Here is a 17,856-nt window from a genome sequence, read left to right as displayed (position 1 = left end):
GCGAACGCTGCATGGATGGACACAGCTGTACAGTCGTCGCGCGCCTTCGGGTTGCGCCGGTTGACTGTGCCGGAGCGGAAGGCGACATTGCCGCCAATGTGTCGCTCGCCTCGGGCGACAAGGTGACAACGCCCGCAGAGTGGAGGCCCGCTTTGGAACACCTTCAACAGACGGACCTGTCGAGGCCAACGCGGCCGTTGCGGCCCTATCCAACAATCCTCCTGCAATCCTTTTCGACGAGCGGCCTGCTTGTCGGCGTCATCTTCTTCGCAGTCTCGCTGACCCCGAGCCTCATCCCTCGTCCCAATCTGATCCAGGCGGTGATTTCCGGCGCTTCGCTCGCCGCCGGCTACGCGATCGGCGCGTTCCTGCGTTGGCTCTGGTCCTTTTTCGAATTGCCCGAGCCGACATCCAGGCGGGCGCGCACGCTGAAGATCGCCGCCGCTATCGTCTGCATCGCTGCGGCTGCGGTATTTCTCTGGCAGGCGGCGGGATGGCAGAATACCGTCCGCAACATCATGGGCCTGGCGCCGATCGAGAGCGCCGAGCCCGGGAAGCTCGGCCTCATAGCCGCCCTCGTGTTCGTCGCCCTGGTCTTTCTGGCGCGGCTGTTCCGCTTGACCTTCCGCGTTCTTTCTCGATGGCTGCAATATTTCCTGACCCGACCCATCGCCAATGCCCTTGGCGGGCTCGTCGCCCTCGCCCTCTTCTGGTCCGTGGCGAATGGCGTGATCTTCAAGTTCGCGCTTCGTGCGGCCGACAGTTCTTTCCAGCAACTCGATGCACTGATCGATCCCGATGTCGCACCCCCTGTCGATCCCGCCAAGACCGGTAGCGATGCGTCGCTGGTGCGCTGGGACGAGCTTGGGCGGCAGGGGCGGCAGTTCATTGCCTCGGGGCCGACGGGGGCCGAAATCGGCGCTTTCTTCGCAGGCGCGGCGCCCGACCCGGTGCGCGTCTATGTCGGCCTCAACTCTGCCGAGACGGCACGGGAAAGGGCGAAGCTGGCGCTCGAGGAATTGAAACGCGCTGGGGGCTTCGAGCGCAAGTCGTTGATCGTCGTCGTGCCGACCGGCACCGGCTGGATCGATCCGGCGGCGCTCGATCCGCTCGAATACCTGCTGCACGGCGACGTTGCGAGCGTCGCCGTGCAGTATTCCTACCTGACGAGCTGGCTGTCGCTTCTCGTCGAACCGGGCTACGGCGCCGATGCGGCCAACGCGCTCTTCGACGAGGTTTACGGCTATTGGACGACGCTGCCGAAGGACCGGCGCCCGAAGCTCTATCTGCATGGGTTGAGCCTAGGGGCGATGAATTCGCAAGGGTCGGTCGATCTCTTCGACATCATCAGCGATCCGTTCCAGGGTGCGCTCTGGAGCGGACCACCCTTTCAGAGTGGCCTCTGGCGTTCGGTGACGGCGGACCGCGTCGCCGGTTCGCCCGCCTGGCTGCCGCGCTACCGGGACAGTTCCGTCATCCGCTTCACCAATCAGAAGAATGCACTCGACATTCCCGGTGCGCATTGGGGCGCGATGCGGATCGTCTATCTGCAATATGCCAGCGATCCGGTGACCTTCTTCGATCCGCGCGCCTTCTACCGCGAGCCGGACTGGATGCAGGCGCCGCGTGGGCCTGATGTTTCTCCGGCATTGAACTGGTTTCCGGTCGTGACCGGGCTGCAGCTTCTCGCCGACATGGCCCTGGCGACGACCTCGCCGATCGGCTACGGCCATGTCTATGCGCCGCAACACTATATCGACGCCTGGATGGCGGTCACCGATCCGCAAGGCGTTACGGCCGATGATGTCGCCCGGCTGAAGACCGAGTTCAAGGGCAGGTTCTGATCTGCATTACGGCGCCGCCAGATTGGCGAGCAGGCCGTCCATGGCGGCAATGATCTTGCGATGCTGGTGGGCATGGCGGGTGCGAAGGCTCGTCGCAGCATAGATGGTCTGCGGGATGATCGGCGCATCGGCGACCATGACCGCGATGCCCTCATTGGAGAGCCGCTCGGCGGTGGCGCTCGTCACATAGGCCGCGCCACCAAGGGCGCGCAGCAGGCCGGTGATCGCCATGTTCTGCCCGGCGGCAAGCGAGGCGGCCGAGAGGTGCGGCAGCGCCAGCCGATGGGCGCGGTCGAAGGCGGGCGAGTAGCTGGAGCGGATATAGCTCCCAGGCTTCACGCCGGCGATGTCGCGGGCCTCGGTGCTGACCAGCACGTAATGCAGTTCGCCGATCCTTTCATAGTGAAGGTCGGGCAGGTAGTGCGGCGTGTAGAGAATCGCGAGGTCGAGTTCACCGGCGGCGAGATCCCGATTCATCTGGTTGGAATAATCAGCTTCCATGTAGATTTCTGTCGCAGGCAATTCGCGCCGGATGGCCGCCACCCATTGTCCGGCATAGGACTCCGCGAGGTCGTGCTGGATGCCGAGCCGCATCGACCGCTCCAGCGCGCCGGCGCTCGCCACCGCCCGTGTCGCCTCATGCCACTGGTTTTGCAGCGCTTTTGCGTAATCGAGGAAGCGCAGGCCCGAGGCGGTGGGGACCGTACCGCCCTTATTGCGGGTGAAGAGCTTGCGGCTGAACTGTGCCTCTAGCGCCTTGATGCGATGGGAGACCGTCGACTGCGTGATGTTCAGCCGCTCGGCGGTGCGGTTGAAACTCCGCGTCTCCATCAGGTCCAGAAAGGTCTCGATCAGATCTACCTGCATTTTTTGCGATGCTCCTCCATGCCGCAAGGTGGAACGTAATCGAATTCTTCGATCAATAAAGCCTCCTTTGTGTGCTTGATGGCTTTCGGCTCCTCGTCAAAGATCGCGGCAAAAGAGGGTAGTATCCATGTCGAATTTGCCGTCTCACGCGCGCGTCGTGATCATCGGTGGGGAGCGATCGGCGCTTCCTCGCTCTACCACCTTGCCAAGGCAGGCTGGACGGATTGCGTGCTTCTCGAGAAGAACGAGCTCACCGCCGGTTCGACTTGGCATGCGGCCGGCAACGTGCCGACCTTCTCCTCGTCCTGGTCCATCATGAACATGCAGCGCTATTCGGCATCGCTCTATCGCGAGCTTGGCGTCTTGGTCGACTATCCGATGAACTACCATGTGACGGGGTCGATCCGGCTCGGTCATTCCAAGGAGCGCCTGCGGGAGTTCAAGCGCGTCGTCGGCATGGGCCGCTATCAGGGCATGGACCTCGACATTCTGACGCCGGACGAGATACGCAGCCGCTATCCCTTCCTCAAAACGCATGAGCTGACGGGCGCGCTCTACGACCCCTATGACGGCGACATCGATCCGGCGCAGCTTACCCAGGGGCTTGCCAAGGGCGCGCGCGACATGGGGGCGAAGATCATCCGCTTCTGTCCGGTAACGGGCGCCCGGCGCGAGAACGACGAGTGGGTCATTACAACGCCGCAGGGCGAAATCCGCTGCGAGTATGTGGTGAATGCCGCCGGCTACCATGCCCGCGAAGTCGGCAAGATGTTCGGCCGCGCCGTGCCGATGATGGTGATGAGCCATCAGTATATTCTTTTCGACGAGATTCCCGAGCTTGCCGCCTGGTCGAAGGAGGTGGGCCATAAGCTGCCGCTCTTACGCGACGTCGATTCCTCCTATTATCTCCGGCAGGAGAAATACGGCATGAATCTCGGGCCCTACGAGCGCAATTGTCGGGCGCATTGGACGACGCCGGACGACCCGATGCCGGAGGACTTTTCCTTCCAGCTCTTCCCCGACGATCTCGAAAGGCTGGACTGGTATCTGAACGATGCGGTCGAGCGGGTGCCGATCCTCGGTACGGCGGGCCTTTCGCGCGTCATCAACGGGCCGATTCCCTATGCGCCGGACGGCAACCCGTTGATCGGGCCGATGCCCGGCGTGCCGAACGCCTTCGAGGCCTGCGTCTTCACCTTCGGCATCTGCCAGGCAGGCGGGGCCGGCAAGGTGCTGGCAGAATGGGTGACCGAGGGCCAGACGGAATGGGACATGTGGTCCTGCGATCCGCGCCGCTACACCGACTATACCGACCAGGACTATTGCATCGCCAAGGGCATGGAGATCTACGGCCACGAATATGCGATGCATTTTCCGAAGCATTACTGGCCGGCGGGGCGCAACAAGAAGCTTTCGCCGATCCACGGCCGCATTGCCGCCCTTGGTGCGCAGTTCAAGCCCTATAACGGCTGGGAGCGCGCCATGTGGTATGCGAAGCCTGGCGACGATACATCCGAAGAGGCGACCCAGACCTGGGGACGGGAAGGCCCCTGGGCTAAGCGCATCGAGGAGGAGTGTCTGGCGGTACGCGATGCCGCTGGCATCTTCGACCTGCCGGGCTTCTCGCGCTTCCGCGTGAAGGGGGAGGGCGCGCGCGAATGGCTCTCCGGTCTCATCACCGGGCGTGCGCCGAAGCCGGGGCGCATCGGGCTTGCCTATTTCGCCGACGACAAGGGCCGTATCGTCACGGAAATGTCGGTGATGGCGATCGAGGAGGATTTCTTCTTCCTGATCACCGCGGCAACGGCGCAATGGCATGATTTCGAGTGGCTTCAGAAGCACCGACCAGCCGATGCCGCCTTCACGCTCGACGACGTGACAACGAATTTCTCCTGCCAGATCCTCACCGGACCGAAATCGCGCGACATCCTCGCTGGAGTTTCCGACGCCGACCTCTCGAAGGGCTGGCTGACGCATCAGACAGCGCAAATCGCCGGGCGCTATTGCCAGCTCGTGCGGGTTTCTTTCGCCGGCGAACTCGGATGGGAGATCCATACGAAGGCGGACGATACAGCGGCAATCTTCGATGTGGTGTGGGACGCCGGCCAGAGACACGGCCTCAAACCCTTCGGCATGGAAGCGCTAGACAGCCTGCGCATCGAGAAGGGATATCGGGCCTGGAAGGGCGATCTTTCGACCGACTATACGGTGCTTCAGGGCGGGCTCGAACGCTTCGTCGATTGGGCGAAGCCGAGCTTCAAGGGCAAGGCGGCGCTGGAGCGCGAGAAGCAGCAGGGCGTCATCAAGCGCTTCGTCACGCTGACCGTCGAGGCCGGCGACTGCGACGCGCCTTACATGTCGACGCTCTGGTTTGGTGGCCAGGTCGTCGGTGAGACAACGTCCGGAAACTGGGGCTATCGCGTCGGAAAGTCGATTGCGCTCGGCATGCTGCGCGCCGATCTCGCCGTGCCCGGCCTGGAAATCGAAGTCGAGATTTTCGGCGACCGCTTCAAGGCGACGGTTGAGCCCGACCAGCCGCTCTGGGATCCCTCGAACGAAAGACTGAAAGCATGACGAAACCCATTCCCGCAAAGGCGCGCGTGGTCATCATCGGCGGCGGTGTTTCCGGCTGCTCGGTCGCCTATCACCTGTCGAAGCTCGGCTGGACCGACGTGGTGCTGCTCGAGCGCAAGCAATTGACCTCAGGCACGACCTGGCATGCGGCCGGTCTGATCGGTCAGCTTCGCGCCTCTCAGAACATGACGCGGCTCGCGAAATATTCCGCCGATCTTTATGTCAGGCTCGAGGCTGAGACCGGCATTGCCACCGGGATGCGGCAGAACGGCTCGATCACCGTTGCCCTCACCGAGGAGCGCAAGGAGGAGATCTATCGCCAGGCCTCGCTTGCCCGCGCCTTCAGCGTCGACGTGCGCGAGATCACGCCGGACGAGGTCAAGGCGATGTATCCGCATCTCAACACTTCCGACGTCAAGGCGGCGGTCCACCTGCCGCTCGATGGACAGTGCGATCCCGCCAATATCGCCATGGCCCTTGCCAAGGGAGCCCGCCAGAACGGCGCGACGATCATCGAAGGCGTGAAGGTCACGTCGGTCGTGAAGAAGGACGGCCGCGTCACTGGCGTCACCTGCGAGCAAAACGGCGAGAGCTTCACGATCGAGACGGAGAATGCCGTCAACTGCGCCGGGATGTGGGGCAGGGAGCTTGCGCGTCAGTCCGGCGTCACTGTGCCGCTCCATGCCTGCGAGCATTTCTATATCGTCACCGAGGCGATCCCGGGCCTCAGCCGCCTGCCGGTGCTGCGCGTGCCGGACGAGTGTACCTATTACAAGGAAGATGCCGGCAAGATGCTGATCGGCGCCTTCGAGCTCAAGGCAAAGCCTTGGGGGATGGAGGGCATCCGCGAGGATTTCTGCTTCGATCAGCTGCCGGAGGACTTCGACCATTTCGCGCCGATCCTCGAAATGGCGGTCAACCGCATGCCGATGCTGGAGACGGCGGGCATCCATACCTTCTTCAACGGGCCAGAAAGTTTTACGCCCGACGACCGCTACTATCTCGGCGAGGCGCCCGAGCTCAAAGGCTATTGGGTCGCGGCCGGCTACAACTCGATCGGCATCGTCTCGTCCGGCGGCGCGGGGATGGCGCTGGCGCAATGGATGAACGACGGCGAACCGCCCTTCGATCTCTGGGAGGTCGATATCCGCCGCGCCCAGCCGTTCCAGAAGAACCGCGCCTACCTCAAGGAACGCGTCTCCGAGACGCTCGGGCTGCTCTACGCGGACCATTTCCCCTATCGCCAGATGGCGACGGCGCGTGGCGTTCGCCGCTCGCCGCTGCACGAGCATCTGAAGGCGCGCGGCGCGGTTTTCGGCGAGGTGGCCGGATGGGAGCGCGCCAACTGGTTTGCCAATGACGGGCAGGAGCGCGAATACCGCTATTCCTGGAAGCGGCAGAACTGGTTCGAGAACCAGAAGTCCGAGCATTTGGCCGTGCGAAACGGTGTCGGCCTTTTCGACATGACGTCCTTCGGCAAGGTCCGCGTGGAGGGTCGCGACGCGCTTTCCTTCCTGCAGCGTCTCTGCGCCAACTGCATGAATGTCGAACCGGGCCGCATCGTCTATACGCAGATGCTCAACGCCCGCGGTGGCATCGAAAGCGACTTGACCGTCACTCGGCTTTCGGAAACCGCCTTCCTGCTCGTCGTTCCGGGTGCCACCCTGCAACGCGATCTTGCCTGGTTGCGCAAGCATCTGCGCGACGAGTTCGTGGTGATCACCGACGTGACCGCCGCCGAGAGCGTGCTCTGCGCCATGGGGCCAAAGGCGCGCGAACTGATGCAAAGGGTGAGCCCGAACGATTTCTCCAATGAGGCGCATCCCTTCGGCACGGCCCGCGAGATCGAAATCGGCATGGGGCTCGCCCGCGCCCATCGCGTCACCTATGTCGGCGAGCTTGGCTGGGAGCTTTATGTTTCGACCGACCAGGCGGCCCACGTCTTCGAAACGCTGGAGGCGGCGGGAGGTGATGTCGGGCTCAATCTCTGCGGTCTTCACACGCTCGACAGTTGCCGCATCGAGAAGGCGTTCCGCCACTTCGGTCACGACATCACTGACGAGGATCATGTTCTCGAAGCCGGGCTCGGCTTTGCGGTGAAGATCGACAAGGGCGACTTCATCGGTCGTGAGGCGGTGCTTGCGAAACAAGACAAGGGCCTGTCGCGCCGGCTGGTGCAGTTCCGGCTCGCCGATCCGGAGCCGCTGCTCTTCCACAACGAGGCGATCATCCGCGACGGCGAGATCGTCGGTACGATCACCTCGGGCAATTACGGCCACCATCTCGGCGGTGCAATCGGACTCGGTTACGTGCCCTGTAGCGGCGACAGAGCCGCGGATGTGTTGGCATCGAACTACGAAATCGAAATCGCCGGAACGCGGGTCAAGGCCGAGGCTTCGCTGAAGCCGATGTACGACCCGAAGGCGGAGCGGGTGCGCGCGTAAGCGTGTTCGGATGAACGACGCGAAAAACGACAGTGCCATTGGGAGATGGAATGATGGCTGAGATTGCGGTTTCGAGACGATCCGGGGGACGAGCGGCGCGCGTGGCGCTTCGTTCCGCGCCGCTTGCCGAAAACATCCGGCCGGTCCGACCGGGCCTGTCCGGCGGCCAGTACAGGCCGCTGACCGATGCCGGTGTCAGGTGCATCCACGAGGCGGCGCTCGATGCGTTGGAGCAGATCGGCCTTGCCAATGCGCCGAAGTCCGGCGTCGAGATCATGACCGGCGCCGGCGCCATCCTCGGCGACGACGGGCGCATCCGGTTCCCGCGGGCGCTGGTTGAAGACATGCTGGCGATCGCCGCGCGCGACATCACCCTTTATGCCCGCGATTCGAAACAGGATCTCGAACTCGAGGGCACCCGCGTCTATTACGGCACGGCCGGCGCCGCTGTGCATGTGGTCGACGTCGAGAAGCGCGAATATCGCGAGTCGACTGCGAAGGACCTCTTGAACGCCGCACAACTCGTCCACCATCTCGACAACGTGCATTTCTTCCAGCGCGCGATGGTCTGCCGGGACGTTCCCGACAATTTCCTGATGGACATCAATACGCTTTACGCCTGCTGTGCCGGTACGACGAAGCATGTCGGCACCAGCTTTTCCGATCCGTCGCATGTGGAGGGTTGCTTCGACCTCATCCACATGATCGCCGGCGGCGAGGACAAGTGGCGCGCGCGGCCCTTCGTCTCGAATTCCAACTGCTTCGTCGTACCGCCGATGAAGTTTGCGGAAGAGAGCTGCATCACCATGGAGAAGTGCATCCGCGGCGGCATGCCGATCCTGCTGCTATCGGCCGGGCAGGCGGGGGCGACCGCGCCGGCGCCGCTTGCAACGGCGATTGTGCAGGCGGTGGCCGAATGCCTGGCTGGGGTGGTCTATGTCAACGCTATGTCGCCCGGCCATCCGGCCATCTTCGGCACCTGGCCCTTCGTTTCGGATCTGAGGACCGGGGCGATGTCCGGCGGTTCCGGCGAGCAGGCGCTGCTGACGGCCGGTTGCGCGCAGATGCACCAGTTCTACCGCCTGCCAGGCGGTGCGGCTGCCGGCATCGCCGATGCGAAGCTTCCCGACATGCAGGCGGGTTGGGAACAGGCGATCTCCAACGTCATGGCAGGGCTCTCGGGTCTCAACATGGTCTATGAGGCGGTCGGCATGCACGCCTCGCTCCTCGGCTTCTGCCTGGAATCGCTGGTGCTCGGCGACGACCTGCTCGGCCAGGTACAGCGCTGCATCCGCGGCATCGACGTGACCGAGGATTCGGTCTCGCTCGAAACCATGCGCTCCGTCTGCCTCGACGGTCCGGGCCACTATCTCGGTCACCCGCAGACGCTTGGGCTGATGCAGACCGAGTACATCTATCCGGCGGTAGCCGACCGCACGAGCCCGAAGGAATGGGTGGAGATCGGCCGACCGGATTTGGTGGCGCGCGCGATCGAGAGGAAGAACCGCATTCTCGCCGAGGTCGCGCCGTCGGTCATTGCGCCGGAAATCGACCGGGCCATCCGGGAAAGGTTCAAGATCTATTGCTGACCCGACAGAGCTGCCTGGTCAGCCGCGCCGGTCGAAGTGCGTTCTAAGCGTCACCTGTGTATGGACGGTAGCGACACCCGGAATGGTGGCGATCTGCCGCCGGATCGTGTCCAGATCGCCATTCGAGTCGCATTCGACGAGCAGCATCAAGTCCGTCGCCCCGGCGACCGACCAGCAACTGACGACGTTCGGCATGCCGGAAAGGTGCGGCACGACATGGTCGCAATTCTTGCCTGGTTGGAAGGCGACGGCGACGAGGGCGCGCACGACCGGGGCCTTCTCCTCGGCCCCCAGCCGGATCGTATAGCCGGCGATCGTGCCCTTGGTTTCGAGCCGCCGCAGCCGTTCATGCGTCGCGCTGCGCGACAGCCCGGCATGGCGGGCAAGCGCCACCAGGCTCTGGCGCGAGTCCCTGCGCAATGCCGCAAGCAGCAGGCGGTCTTTCTCGTCGAGTTCGGTCAATTCGTCGTCCTCGGCCGCGTTCGCCGGACGAATGTCCGGCCAACACGGCATCATGCTCAATGAAACCGGACGATAGGGAAGTTAGGTTCTTCGCACAACGAAGGAGCCCACGTCATGAACAGCTTGAAACTGCCCGAAAATACCGTCCTGATCCCTATCGACATGCAGCGCGCCTTTGATGCTGCGCCGTGGCCGCCCCGCTGGAACGAACGCGTCGATGAAAATGGTCTGGCACTGCTCGACGCCTGGCGCGAGGCGAGGCGGCCGATCATTCATGTGCGGCACGATAGCGTCAAGGAGGGCTCGACATTGCAACAGGGGCATCCGGGCAACGCCTTTCGTCCCGGCTTTGGTCCCGTGGGACAGGAGCCTCTCGTCACCAAGAGCGTGAACGCCGCCTTCATAGGCACGGATCTCGACCTCAGGCTCCGCCGCCTCGCAACCGACACTGTTGTGATGTTCGGCATCTCGACAGATATGTGTGTCTCGACGTCGGTGCGGGTCGCCGCCAATCTGGGCTATCGCGCCCTCCTTGTGGAGGATGCCTGCGATTGCTTCGATTTGGCGGATGGCGCGGGCAGCGTGATCGGAGCGCGGGACATCCACCGCGCGCATGTAGCGACGCTCAGAGCCGATTTTGCCGAGGTGGTGACCACAGAGGAATTGCTGACAGCGCTCGGCAGGGCGAAGGCGGCGTAATCATCGGGCCGTTGCGCCCTTCGCCTCCACGATCCGGTAGCTCCATTTGGGCGCCCTCGGCGCTTCGTCCGGACGGAACGGGAAAGTGAGAAATGTCTCGAAGGGACGTGTCTCACCACCCGGGATGCGTACGAGCACGAGCGCCGTGTCGTCGCCGATCGGCTTGCAACCGGCTTCCGGGCAATCCTCAAGCGTGACGGTCAGCCGGATATATTCGAGCGTGAGTGCGGAAGTGTTTCTGGCGGTTCCACGGAGGCGATAGCTGCGTTCCGACTGGTTGCGTTCGAAGGTCAGATTCTCGAGCTCGATGTCGGAAGCGGCGAGCCCGGCCGGCATCGGGGAGGGTGCGGGTTCAGGCGGCTCGGGGGTGCTTTCGCTCAGCCAGATCAGAAAGGCGGCGGCGAGGCCCACGGCGACCGCAATGGAAAGGGCCGGCTCCACCCAGCTGCGAAAGCGACCATAGCGGGCCGCGAGATATACGATCGTTAAGCCAAGCAGTAGCGCAATCACCCACAGCATAAAGATCCTCCTACAGCGCCGCGCCTCCGACAGGACGCGCAAGGTCGCTGTAGCGCTTTGAATTACTGCATGATTTTTCCCCTAAATCGATACCGATCTGAGTTCATGCAGTGGCGGAATCCTATATGGGTTCGCGCAAAGCTGGCAATTGCCGCCGCAGTATGCGGAAATCAATGCGACAGGGCTCTCACTCGCCTTCGGCGAAGTTCATTTCCTCAGGCTAATCCAATAGGCGCCCTCGAAGGGAACGGCTGCGAAGCGTTCGTTGATTTCGGCCAGGGTCCTGGCCGGATCGACATCGGGAAAGAGGTCCGGCCGCAGCCAGGCGGCGAAGGCTTCCGCCGCGACGATGTTCAACGGGATGGCGTTGAAGAAGTTCCAAAGACCGTGGACGCGACCGTTGCGCACCGCTGCGATGCTCGCCATTACGGGCGCGTAGACTGCCTTGGCCAATGTCTGCTCGGCCTCTTCGGCACTGACGCCGGGGCCGATGGAAACCCCGCTATACTTGCCGCCCGGCGACGAGGTGGCGATATAGACATCGGGGTCCGCGGCCATGACGGCTTCCGCGTTCATCATGCCGCCCGGCCGGGGCAGCTTGCCTTCAGCGATGTTGCGGCTGCCGGTCAGGCTGATGAATTCACCGAGACCGCCGATGCCAAAGGCCCAACAGCAGCGTTCCGCACCGGGGAAGGCCTCCATCAGCACAGTTGGCCCGGGACCTGGATGCTTGGCAACCCGGTCGCGGATACGGGCAAGGCGTTCCTCATAGAAGCGAGCGAATTCCTCCGCCTTCTCCTCGCGCTCGAATATCTTGCCGAGCAGGCGCATGGTGTCGGGCGTGCGCTTCAGGACGTCGTCGTTGAAGTTCACGACGACCACCGGGACGCCGATCCCCGAGAGATAGTCGATAGCGCGCTGGCCGGCCTCCGTATCCGCTTGCCAATTGGCGAGGAGCGCGAGATCGGCCTTGAGCGTCAGGATCGTCTCGAAGGAAAGGCCCGGTCCGCTGCCGTCGTCGATCAACGGCACCTCGGCAAGTCTCGGGAATTTGCGTCGGAAGCTTTCGTAAATCTCCGGATTGTCGCCCTTCATGTCGCCGGACCAGCCGGCAAGCACGCTCACCGGATCCGGAAGGACGAGCGACAGCGCGACGAGATTGAAACCGGTGCCAAGCAGAACCGCCTGGGGACGCGACGCGATCGTGACCTGGCGTCCTGCCGAGTCGGTGATCGTCATCGGCCACTGCGTTTCCGCCCGGGCTGCAAACGCCAACAGAGTGATCGACAGCAATACGGCGGCTCCAACGACGGCCGAGGAGGTCTGACGAACGAGGGACACGCTATTGGTTCCTTTGGCTCGGAAGTGCGCAGAGGCTGCCGCAGCTCGGGATGCCGGGAAGGAGGTATCGCAGGCAGCAGATCTTGCGCCGGCAGACGCGCGCGCCGTCCTCTTCCTCGTGGCGCAGGCAGTCGAAGAAGGGGTTGGGCATCCCGTTCGGCATCAGACGCAAACTGGTCATTGCATCGGCCTCATCGTTCAGGGGCTCCGTTCCGGCTGTCCTGAGCGCGTAGTCGATATAGACGGCGGCATTGTTCCAGGCGAGTTTCGGCGCAATGCCGCCTACCGCCTTGAGATGGCCAATGATCTTGGCGAGGTGTTCGTCCATCAGGGGGCGAAGGGCGGAGAAAATCTCCTGCCCATCCCCGTCGCTCCATTCGCCGGGCGCCGGGACTCCGAGGGCACGAGGCAAGCCGTCGGCCGAAAGCGCCACCGTCATCTCGTCGAAAGCAACGGGCAACACCTGGCGTTCCAGCGCCCAGGCGACGACATAGGGAATGGTAAGGCTCGACAAGTAGAAGAGCGACCACATGGAAGCGACCGCCCGGCGATCGCTATCGCCGAATGTTGCCGCATAGGTCGAAAGCGCCCGGTCGAAGGCGCCGGAGGCGAAGAACTCGGCCAGCGGCATGCTGTCGACAAGATCGGACGACAACAGCATCTTTTCGTTGCACCAGGCATGCGGACCGGCAAACGCCGCCGACAAGCCTCTCGGTCCTGCGGCGTCCGTCACGCTGATGGGGCTTCCGGTCGCCACGCGTCACCCGTTGAAGCGCTGTGAACCGATGATGCTGCGGCGAATAGCGTCGCGCCGGTCGAAGCAGTGGCGGATGGTTTGGCTGGGCATTGCGATTGCAGCTTTCTGAACGATGAGCTTTAAGATGAGTTATTCACTCATGATTATTGCATGCGCAACAAGATTTTATGATCATGGCGCTCATGTTTAGGCACTCGTGGGAAATGTGCAACAACACGCTGCGCGCGTGGCAACAGCGCTACTGCTGGTATTGGCTCATGTGAATGAAAAGTGCCCGCCGCCGGGGAATGGCCGGCGGCGGGCGATCGATTGCCAGGCTGCCGGCACCGGAAACGGGCAAGCAAAAACGCTGCCTCAGCCGTGATTGATCATGATGTGGCGGACCGCGGTGTAATCCTCCAGCGCATAGACCGACATGTCCTTGCCGTAGCCGGATTGTTTGACCCCGCCGTGCGGCATTTCATTGGTCAGCATGAAATGGGTGTTGATCCAGGTGCAGCCATATTGCAGGCGGGAGGCCGCCTTCATGGCCCTGCTGATGTCCTTGGTCCAGACGGAGGAAGCCAGGCCGTAGTCGCTGTCGTTCGCCCAGCCGATCACGTCGTCCTTGCCGGTGAAGCGGGTGATCGAAACGACCGGCCCAAAAACCTCGCGGCGGACGATCTCGTCCTCCTGCGTCGCGCCGGCGACGACCGTCGGCTGGAAGAAGAAGCCCTCGGCGCTGCCCGTGCGGCCGCCGGTGGTGATCTCGATATGCTTCTGGTCTGCGGCGCGCTCGACGAAGCTGCCGACGCGATCGCGCTGGCGCCTGGAGATCAGCGGCCCGATCTCATTCTCGGTATCGTCGTCGAGATTGTAGCGGATCGTCGAGACGGCGGCAGTGAGGTCGGCGACGAGCTTCTCGTAGATGCCGGACTCCGCATAGATGCGGCAGGCGGCGGTGCAGTCCTGGCCGGCATTGTAATAGCCGAAGGTGCGGATGCCGTTGACGACCGCCTCGAGATCGGCGTCGTCATAGACGATGACCGGCGCCTTGCCGCCGAGTTCGAGGTGGGTGCGCTTGACCGTCTTGGCGGCGGCGGTAAGCACCTTCTTGCCGGTGGCGATATCGCCGGTGATCGACACCATCGAGACCTTGGGATGGTTGATCAGCGCATTGCCGACCGTTTCGCCGCGGCCGGCGATGACGTTGACGACTCCTTCTGGGAGAATGTCGGCCAAAAGCCGCGCGAGCTTCAGGGCCGTGAGCGGCGTCTGCTCCGATGGCTTGAAGACCACCGTGTTGCCGCCGGCGATCGCTGGTGCCAGCTTCCAGGCCATCATCATCAACGGATAGTTCCACGGCGCGATCGAGCCGACGATGCCGATCGGGTCGCGGCGGATCATCGAGGTGTGGCCCGGCAGATACTCGCCCGCCGCCGGCCCATGCAGGTTGCGGACTGCGCCGGCGAAGAAACGCCAGCAATCGATGATCGCCGGGAGTTCGTCGTTCTTCACCGCATTGATCGGCTTACCGCAGTTCAAGGCTTCCAGCGCGGCGAAGTCGTCGGCGTTTTTCTCGATCGCATCGGCGATCTTCAGGAGATGGCTCGAGCGTTCGGCGGGCGTCGTCTCAGACCAGGTGACGAAACCGCGCTCTGCCGCGTCGACGGCGGCGTCGATCTGTGCATGGGAGGCTTCGGCGAGATCGATGATCCTGGCGCCGGTACGCGGGTTCAGGATGTGCTCTTCGGCCTCGGTTCCCGCCTCGAAGCGCGATCCGATCAGGAGTTGGGTGTCCATGTCTGTTCTCCCTTCATGTTCGATGTCATTTGCCGGCGCCGGCGATCTGGTCGCCGTCGCGGGTGAGGTAGTAGGCGCCGAGGATCGGCAGGAAGGTGACGATGACCACGATCATCGCGACGACGTTGGTGACCGGCCGTTGGCGCGGGCGGATCAGCTCCTCGAGCATCCAGATCGGCAGGGTCGACTGCTGCCCGGCGGTAAAGGTCGTGACGATCACCTCGTCGAAGGAAAGCGCGAAGGCGAGCATGCCGCCGGCGAGCAGCGCCGTGCCGATATTCGGCAGGATCACGTAACGGAAGGTCTGGAAGCCGTCGGCGCCGAGATCCATCGACGCCTCGATCAGCGAGCCGGAGATCCGCCGGAAGCGGGCAACCGCATTGTTGTAGACGACGACGATGCAGAAGGTCGCGTGGCCGAGCACGATCGTCCAGAACGAAAACGGGATATCGGCCATCGAGAACGCCGAGCGCAGCGCGATGCCGGTGATGATGCCGGGTAGCGCGATCGGCAGGATGACGAGCAGCGACACCGTCTCACGTCCGAAGAAGCGTGTCTGGCTGACGGCGGCGGCGCAGAGCGTGCCGAGGACGAGCGCGGCCGCGGTAGCGATGGCGGCGACTTTGACCGAGAGGGTCAGTGCCGCCCACACATCCGGTCGGCTCCAGGCGACGGCGAACCATTGCGTCGTCAGTCCGGGCGGCGGGAATTGATAGGTCTTTTCCTCTGTCGTGAAGGCATAGAGAAAGATCAGCAGGATCGGCAGGTGCATGAAGGCGAGGCCGGCTGCCGCGGCGATTTTCAGGCCAAGGGGGGCGCGGTTCGATTTCTCAGAGCGCATCGAAGGCCCCCATGCGTCTGGCCATCCAGAGATAGGCTCCCATGATGACGATCGGCACGACCGTGAAGGCGGCGGCGAGCGGAATGTTGCCGGCGGTGCCTTGCTGCGCGTAGACGGCCTGGCCGATGAAAAGCCGCGAAGAGCCGATGATCTGTGGGATGATATAGTCGCCGAGCGTCAGCGAGAAGGTGAAGATCGAGCCGGCGACGATGCCGGGGAGCGCCAGCGGGAAGAGCACGTGGCGGAAAGTCTGCGCCGGCGTGCCGCCGAGGTCGGACGAGGCCTCGATGAGGTTGGCCGGCACGCGCTCCAGCGCCGCCTGGATCGGCAGGATCATGAACGGCATCCAGACATAGACGAAGACGATGAAGGTGCCGGTATAGCTGACCGACAGCGAATTGCCGCCGACGATTGGAAGCGCCAGCCAGGCATCGAGCAGCCAGAGAAGGTTCAGCTTCTCGAAGAACCAGGTGAGGATGCCTTCCTTGGCAAGGATCAGCTTCCAGGCATAGACCTTGACGAGATAGCTCGACCAGAGCGGCAGCATGACCGCGAGATAGAAGAGCGCCTTCCATTTCCCGCGCGCGTAGCGGGCAGCGTAATAGGCGATCGGGAAGGCGATGAACGCCGAGATCAGCGTCACGAGCGCCGCCATCGAGACGGTGCGAAGGATGATATCGAGATTGGCTTCGCTCAGGAGCTGCCGGTAGGTCGCAAGCGTGAACTCGTAATTGATGAGACCGGAAAACTCGTCGATCGAGAAGAAGCTCTGCAGGAGCAGCGCGAAGAGCGAGCCGAGATAGACGATGCCGAGCCACAGCAAGGGCGGTCCGAGCAGGACCGCCAGAAGCACGTGCGGATGCCGCCAGAAGAAATCCGAAAGACGCCCGGCTGTGCTGCGGCGCTCCGGGAGGACAAGGCTTTCGACAACGACGGTCATGCGTCCTCCATCGGGTGAAGGTCGCGGGCGGCGAAGCTCAAGGTAACCGGGCTGCCGACTGCGGGCACGGCTTGCGCGGCGGGGCTGGCAACGGCAATGCGATTGCCGTCGACATCGACGACAATGCGGTTGGTCGCGCCGAGGAAGCTGCGGCCGGCGACGGTGCCGGAGAGGCTGAGCGCCCCGTTCGCCGCCGGCGCGATCGCCACCGCCTCTGGCCTGAGGCTCGCGAAGGACGCATTCAGCCCGAGGCTCTGGCAGAGCTTGGCCGAGAGTACATTGGACGAACCGACAAAATCGGCGACGAAACGGGTCTTCGGCTGATTGTAGACGTCTTCCGGCCTGCCGAGCTGCTGGATCCGCCCTTCGTTGAAGACGGCGATCCGGTCGGCCATCGACAGCGCCTCGCCCTGGTCGTGGGTGACGAAGACGAAGGTGATGCCGAGCGATTTCTGCAGGCTCTTCAATTCCTCCTGCATCTGCTCGCGCAGCTTCAGATCGAGCGCGCCGAGCGGTTCGTCGAGAAGCAGCACCTTGGGCTTGTTGACGAGCGCGCGGGCGAGCGCGACGCGCTGGCGCTGGCCGCCGGAAAGCTGGCCCGGCCGGCGCGCGCCGTAACCGGGGAGCTTGACCATGGCGAGCGCATCTTCCGCGGCCTTCCGTCTTTCCTCGCGGCCGATCCCTTTGACCATCAGCCCATAGGCGACGTTGTCAAGTATCGAGAGATGCGGGAAGAGGGCATAGTCCTGGAAGACGGTGTTGACACTGCGGCGATAGGGCGGCACGCCCTCTGCCGTCTCGCCGAAGATCTCGATGTGCCCGGTCGTCGGCTGCTCGAACCCGGCCATCAGCCTCAGACAGGTGGTCTTACCGGAGCCGGAGGGGCCGAGCATCGCGAAGAACTCGCCCTCGGCGACCTGCAGGGTGACGCGATCCACGGCGCGCACCGCACCGAAATGGCGGGAGACATTGTCGAAGAGGACGGCGGTATTCATAACGGACTCCAGATAATTTTGCGCCTCATCCCGCTGCCGCGACCTTCTCCCCGCAAGCGGGGAGAAGAGGACTCGCGGCCGGTGCCTCGGTCAAGCTTCTCTCGGGGTTCCGAGCTTTGGCGGAGGCGAACCCGCGGTTGGCGCGGCATGCGGGATCCACTCCTTCCCCTAGTGGGGAGGTTTGGGGAGGGGCCTTGAAAAA

Annotated in this window: 13 protein-coding genes and 1 pseudogene; 5 read left to right on the top strand and 9 right to left on the bottom strand. The window is 63.5% G+C overall.

Annotated features, from left to right (window positions below; all coding sequences use genetic code 11):
• Window positions 1-152 precede the first annotated feature (152 nt).
• Window positions 153-1,844 (top strand): alpha/beta hydrolase, encoded by a 1,692-nt coding sequence (locus USDA257_RS22280; RefSeq protein ID WP_041415515.1) that lies wholly within the window; start codon window positions 153-155, stop codon window positions 1,842-1,844.
• A 6-nt stretch (window positions 1,845-1,850) separates the two neighbouring features.
• Here USDA257_RS22280 and USDA257_RS22275 read toward each other — a convergent pair whose 3' ends face one another.
• Complete coding sequence (locus USDA257_RS22275) at window positions 1,851-2,711, bottom strand: LysR family transcriptional regulator (RefSeq protein ID WP_014765239.1); 861 nt, start codon at window positions 2,709-2,711, stop codon at window positions 1,851-1,853.
• A gap of 127 nt (window positions 2,712-2,838) precedes the next feature.
• Here USDA257_RS22275 and USDA257_RS22270 point away from each other — a divergent pair.
• The 3 genes and pseudogenes from USDA257_RS22270 (at window position 2,839) to USDA257_RS22260 (ending at window position 9,318) form a co-directional block, all read left to right on the top strand.
• Window positions 2,839-5,285 (top strand): annotated as a pseudogene (locus USDA257_RS22270) (GcvT family protein).
• Window positions 5,282-7,729 carry a GcvT family protein gene (locus USDA257_RS22265; protein ID WP_014765237.1) on the top strand — a complete coding sequence of 816 codons (2,448 nt, stop codon included), beginning with the start codon at window positions 5,282-5,284 and terminating at the stop codon, window positions 7,727-7,729. Before USDA257_RS22270 ends, USDA257_RS22265 begins: the two are co-directional and overlap by 4 nt.
• A gap of 50 nt (window positions 7,730-7,779) precedes the next feature.
• Window positions 7,780-9,318: a trimethylamine methyltransferase family protein gene (locus tag USDA257_RS22260; RefSeq protein ID WP_014765236.1), complete on the top strand. Its 1,539-nt coding sequence runs from the start codon at window positions 7,780-7,782 to the stop codon at window positions 9,316-9,318.
• Between the two features lie 18 nt (window positions 9,319-9,336).
• Here the strand turns inward: USDA257_RS22260 and USDA257_RS22255 are convergent, their stop codons facing one another.
• The gene (locus tag USDA257_RS22255) at window positions 9,337-9,780 is read right to left on the bottom strand and encodes an Lrp/AsnC family transcriptional regulator (RefSeq protein ID WP_223843360.1); all 444 of its coding nucleotides are present in this window, start codon (window positions 9,778-9,780) and stop codon (window positions 9,337-9,339) included.
• 114 nt (window positions 9,781-9,894) lie between these two features.
• Between USDA257_RS22255 and USDA257_RS22250 the strand changes: the two genes are divergently transcribed.
• Window positions 9,895-10,479: a cysteine hydrolase family protein gene (locus USDA257_RS22250; protein WP_014765234.1), complete on the top strand. Its 585-nt coding sequence runs from the start codon at window positions 9,895-9,897 to the stop codon at window positions 10,477-10,479.
• Here the strand turns inward: USDA257_RS22250 and USDA257_RS22245 are convergent, their stop codons facing one another.
• The 7 genes from USDA257_RS22245 to USDA257_RS22215 all read right to left on the bottom strand — a co-directional run bounded on the left by USDA257_RS22245 (window position 10,480) and on the right by USDA257_RS22215 (window position 17,654).
• On the bottom strand, window positions 10,480-10,998 hold the full coding sequence (locus tag USDA257_RS22245; RefSeq protein ID WP_014765233.1) for a hypothetical protein: 519 nt from the start codon (window positions 10,996-10,998) through the stop codon (window positions 10,480-10,482).
• A gap of 207 nt (window positions 10,999-11,205) precedes the next feature.
• Window positions 11,206-12,291 carry an ABC transporter substrate-binding protein gene (locus USDA257_RS22240; protein WP_014765232.1) on the bottom strand — a complete coding sequence of 362 codons (1,086 nt, stop codon included), beginning with the start codon at window positions 12,289-12,291 and terminating at the stop codon, window positions 11,206-11,208.
• 49 nt (window positions 12,292-12,340) lie between these two features.
• A complete protein-coding gene (gene fhuF, locus USDA257_RS22235; protein ID WP_080605831.1) occupies window positions 12,341-13,000 on the bottom strand; it encodes a siderophore-iron reductase FhuF in 660 nt (219 codons plus the stop codon).
• Window positions 13,001-13,450: 450 nt separating this feature from the next.
• Complete coding sequence (locus USDA257_RS22230; protein WP_014765229.1) at window positions 13,451-14,878, bottom strand: gamma-aminobutyraldehyde dehydrogenase; 1,428 nt, start codon at window positions 14,876-14,878, stop codon at window positions 13,451-13,453.
• A 25-nt stretch (window positions 14,879-14,903) separates the two neighbouring features.
• The gene (locus USDA257_RS22225) at window positions 14,904-15,719 is read right to left on the bottom strand and encodes an ABC transporter permease (RefSeq protein WP_014765228.1); all 816 of its coding nucleotides are present in this window, start codon (window positions 15,717-15,719) and stop codon (window positions 14,904-14,906) included.
• The gene (locus USDA257_RS22220) at window positions 15,709-16,659 is read right to left on the bottom strand and encodes an ABC transporter permease (RefSeq protein WP_014765227.1); all 951 of its coding nucleotides are present in this window, start codon (window positions 16,657-16,659) and stop codon (window positions 15,709-15,711) included. The genes USDA257_RS22225 and USDA257_RS22220 overlap by 11 nt, the downstream gene beginning before the upstream one ends.
• On the bottom strand, window positions 16,656-17,654 hold the full coding sequence (locus USDA257_RS22215; protein ID WP_014765226.1) for an ABC transporter ATP-binding protein: 999 nt from the start codon (window positions 17,652-17,654) through the stop codon (window positions 16,656-16,658). The genes USDA257_RS22220 and USDA257_RS22215 overlap by 4 nt, the downstream gene beginning before the upstream one ends.
• Window positions 17,655-17,856: the final 202 nt, after the last annotated feature.

Source organism: Sinorhizobium fredii USDA 257, assembly GCF_000265205.3.
In the GTDB taxonomy this organism is placed as follows: Bacteria; Pseudomonadota; Alphaproteobacteria; order Rhizobiales; family Rhizobiaceae; genus Sinorhizobium; species Sinorhizobium fredii_B.
The sequence above is the reverse complement of the archived record's forward strand: the minus strand, read 5'-3'. Positions and strand labels throughout refer to the sequence as shown.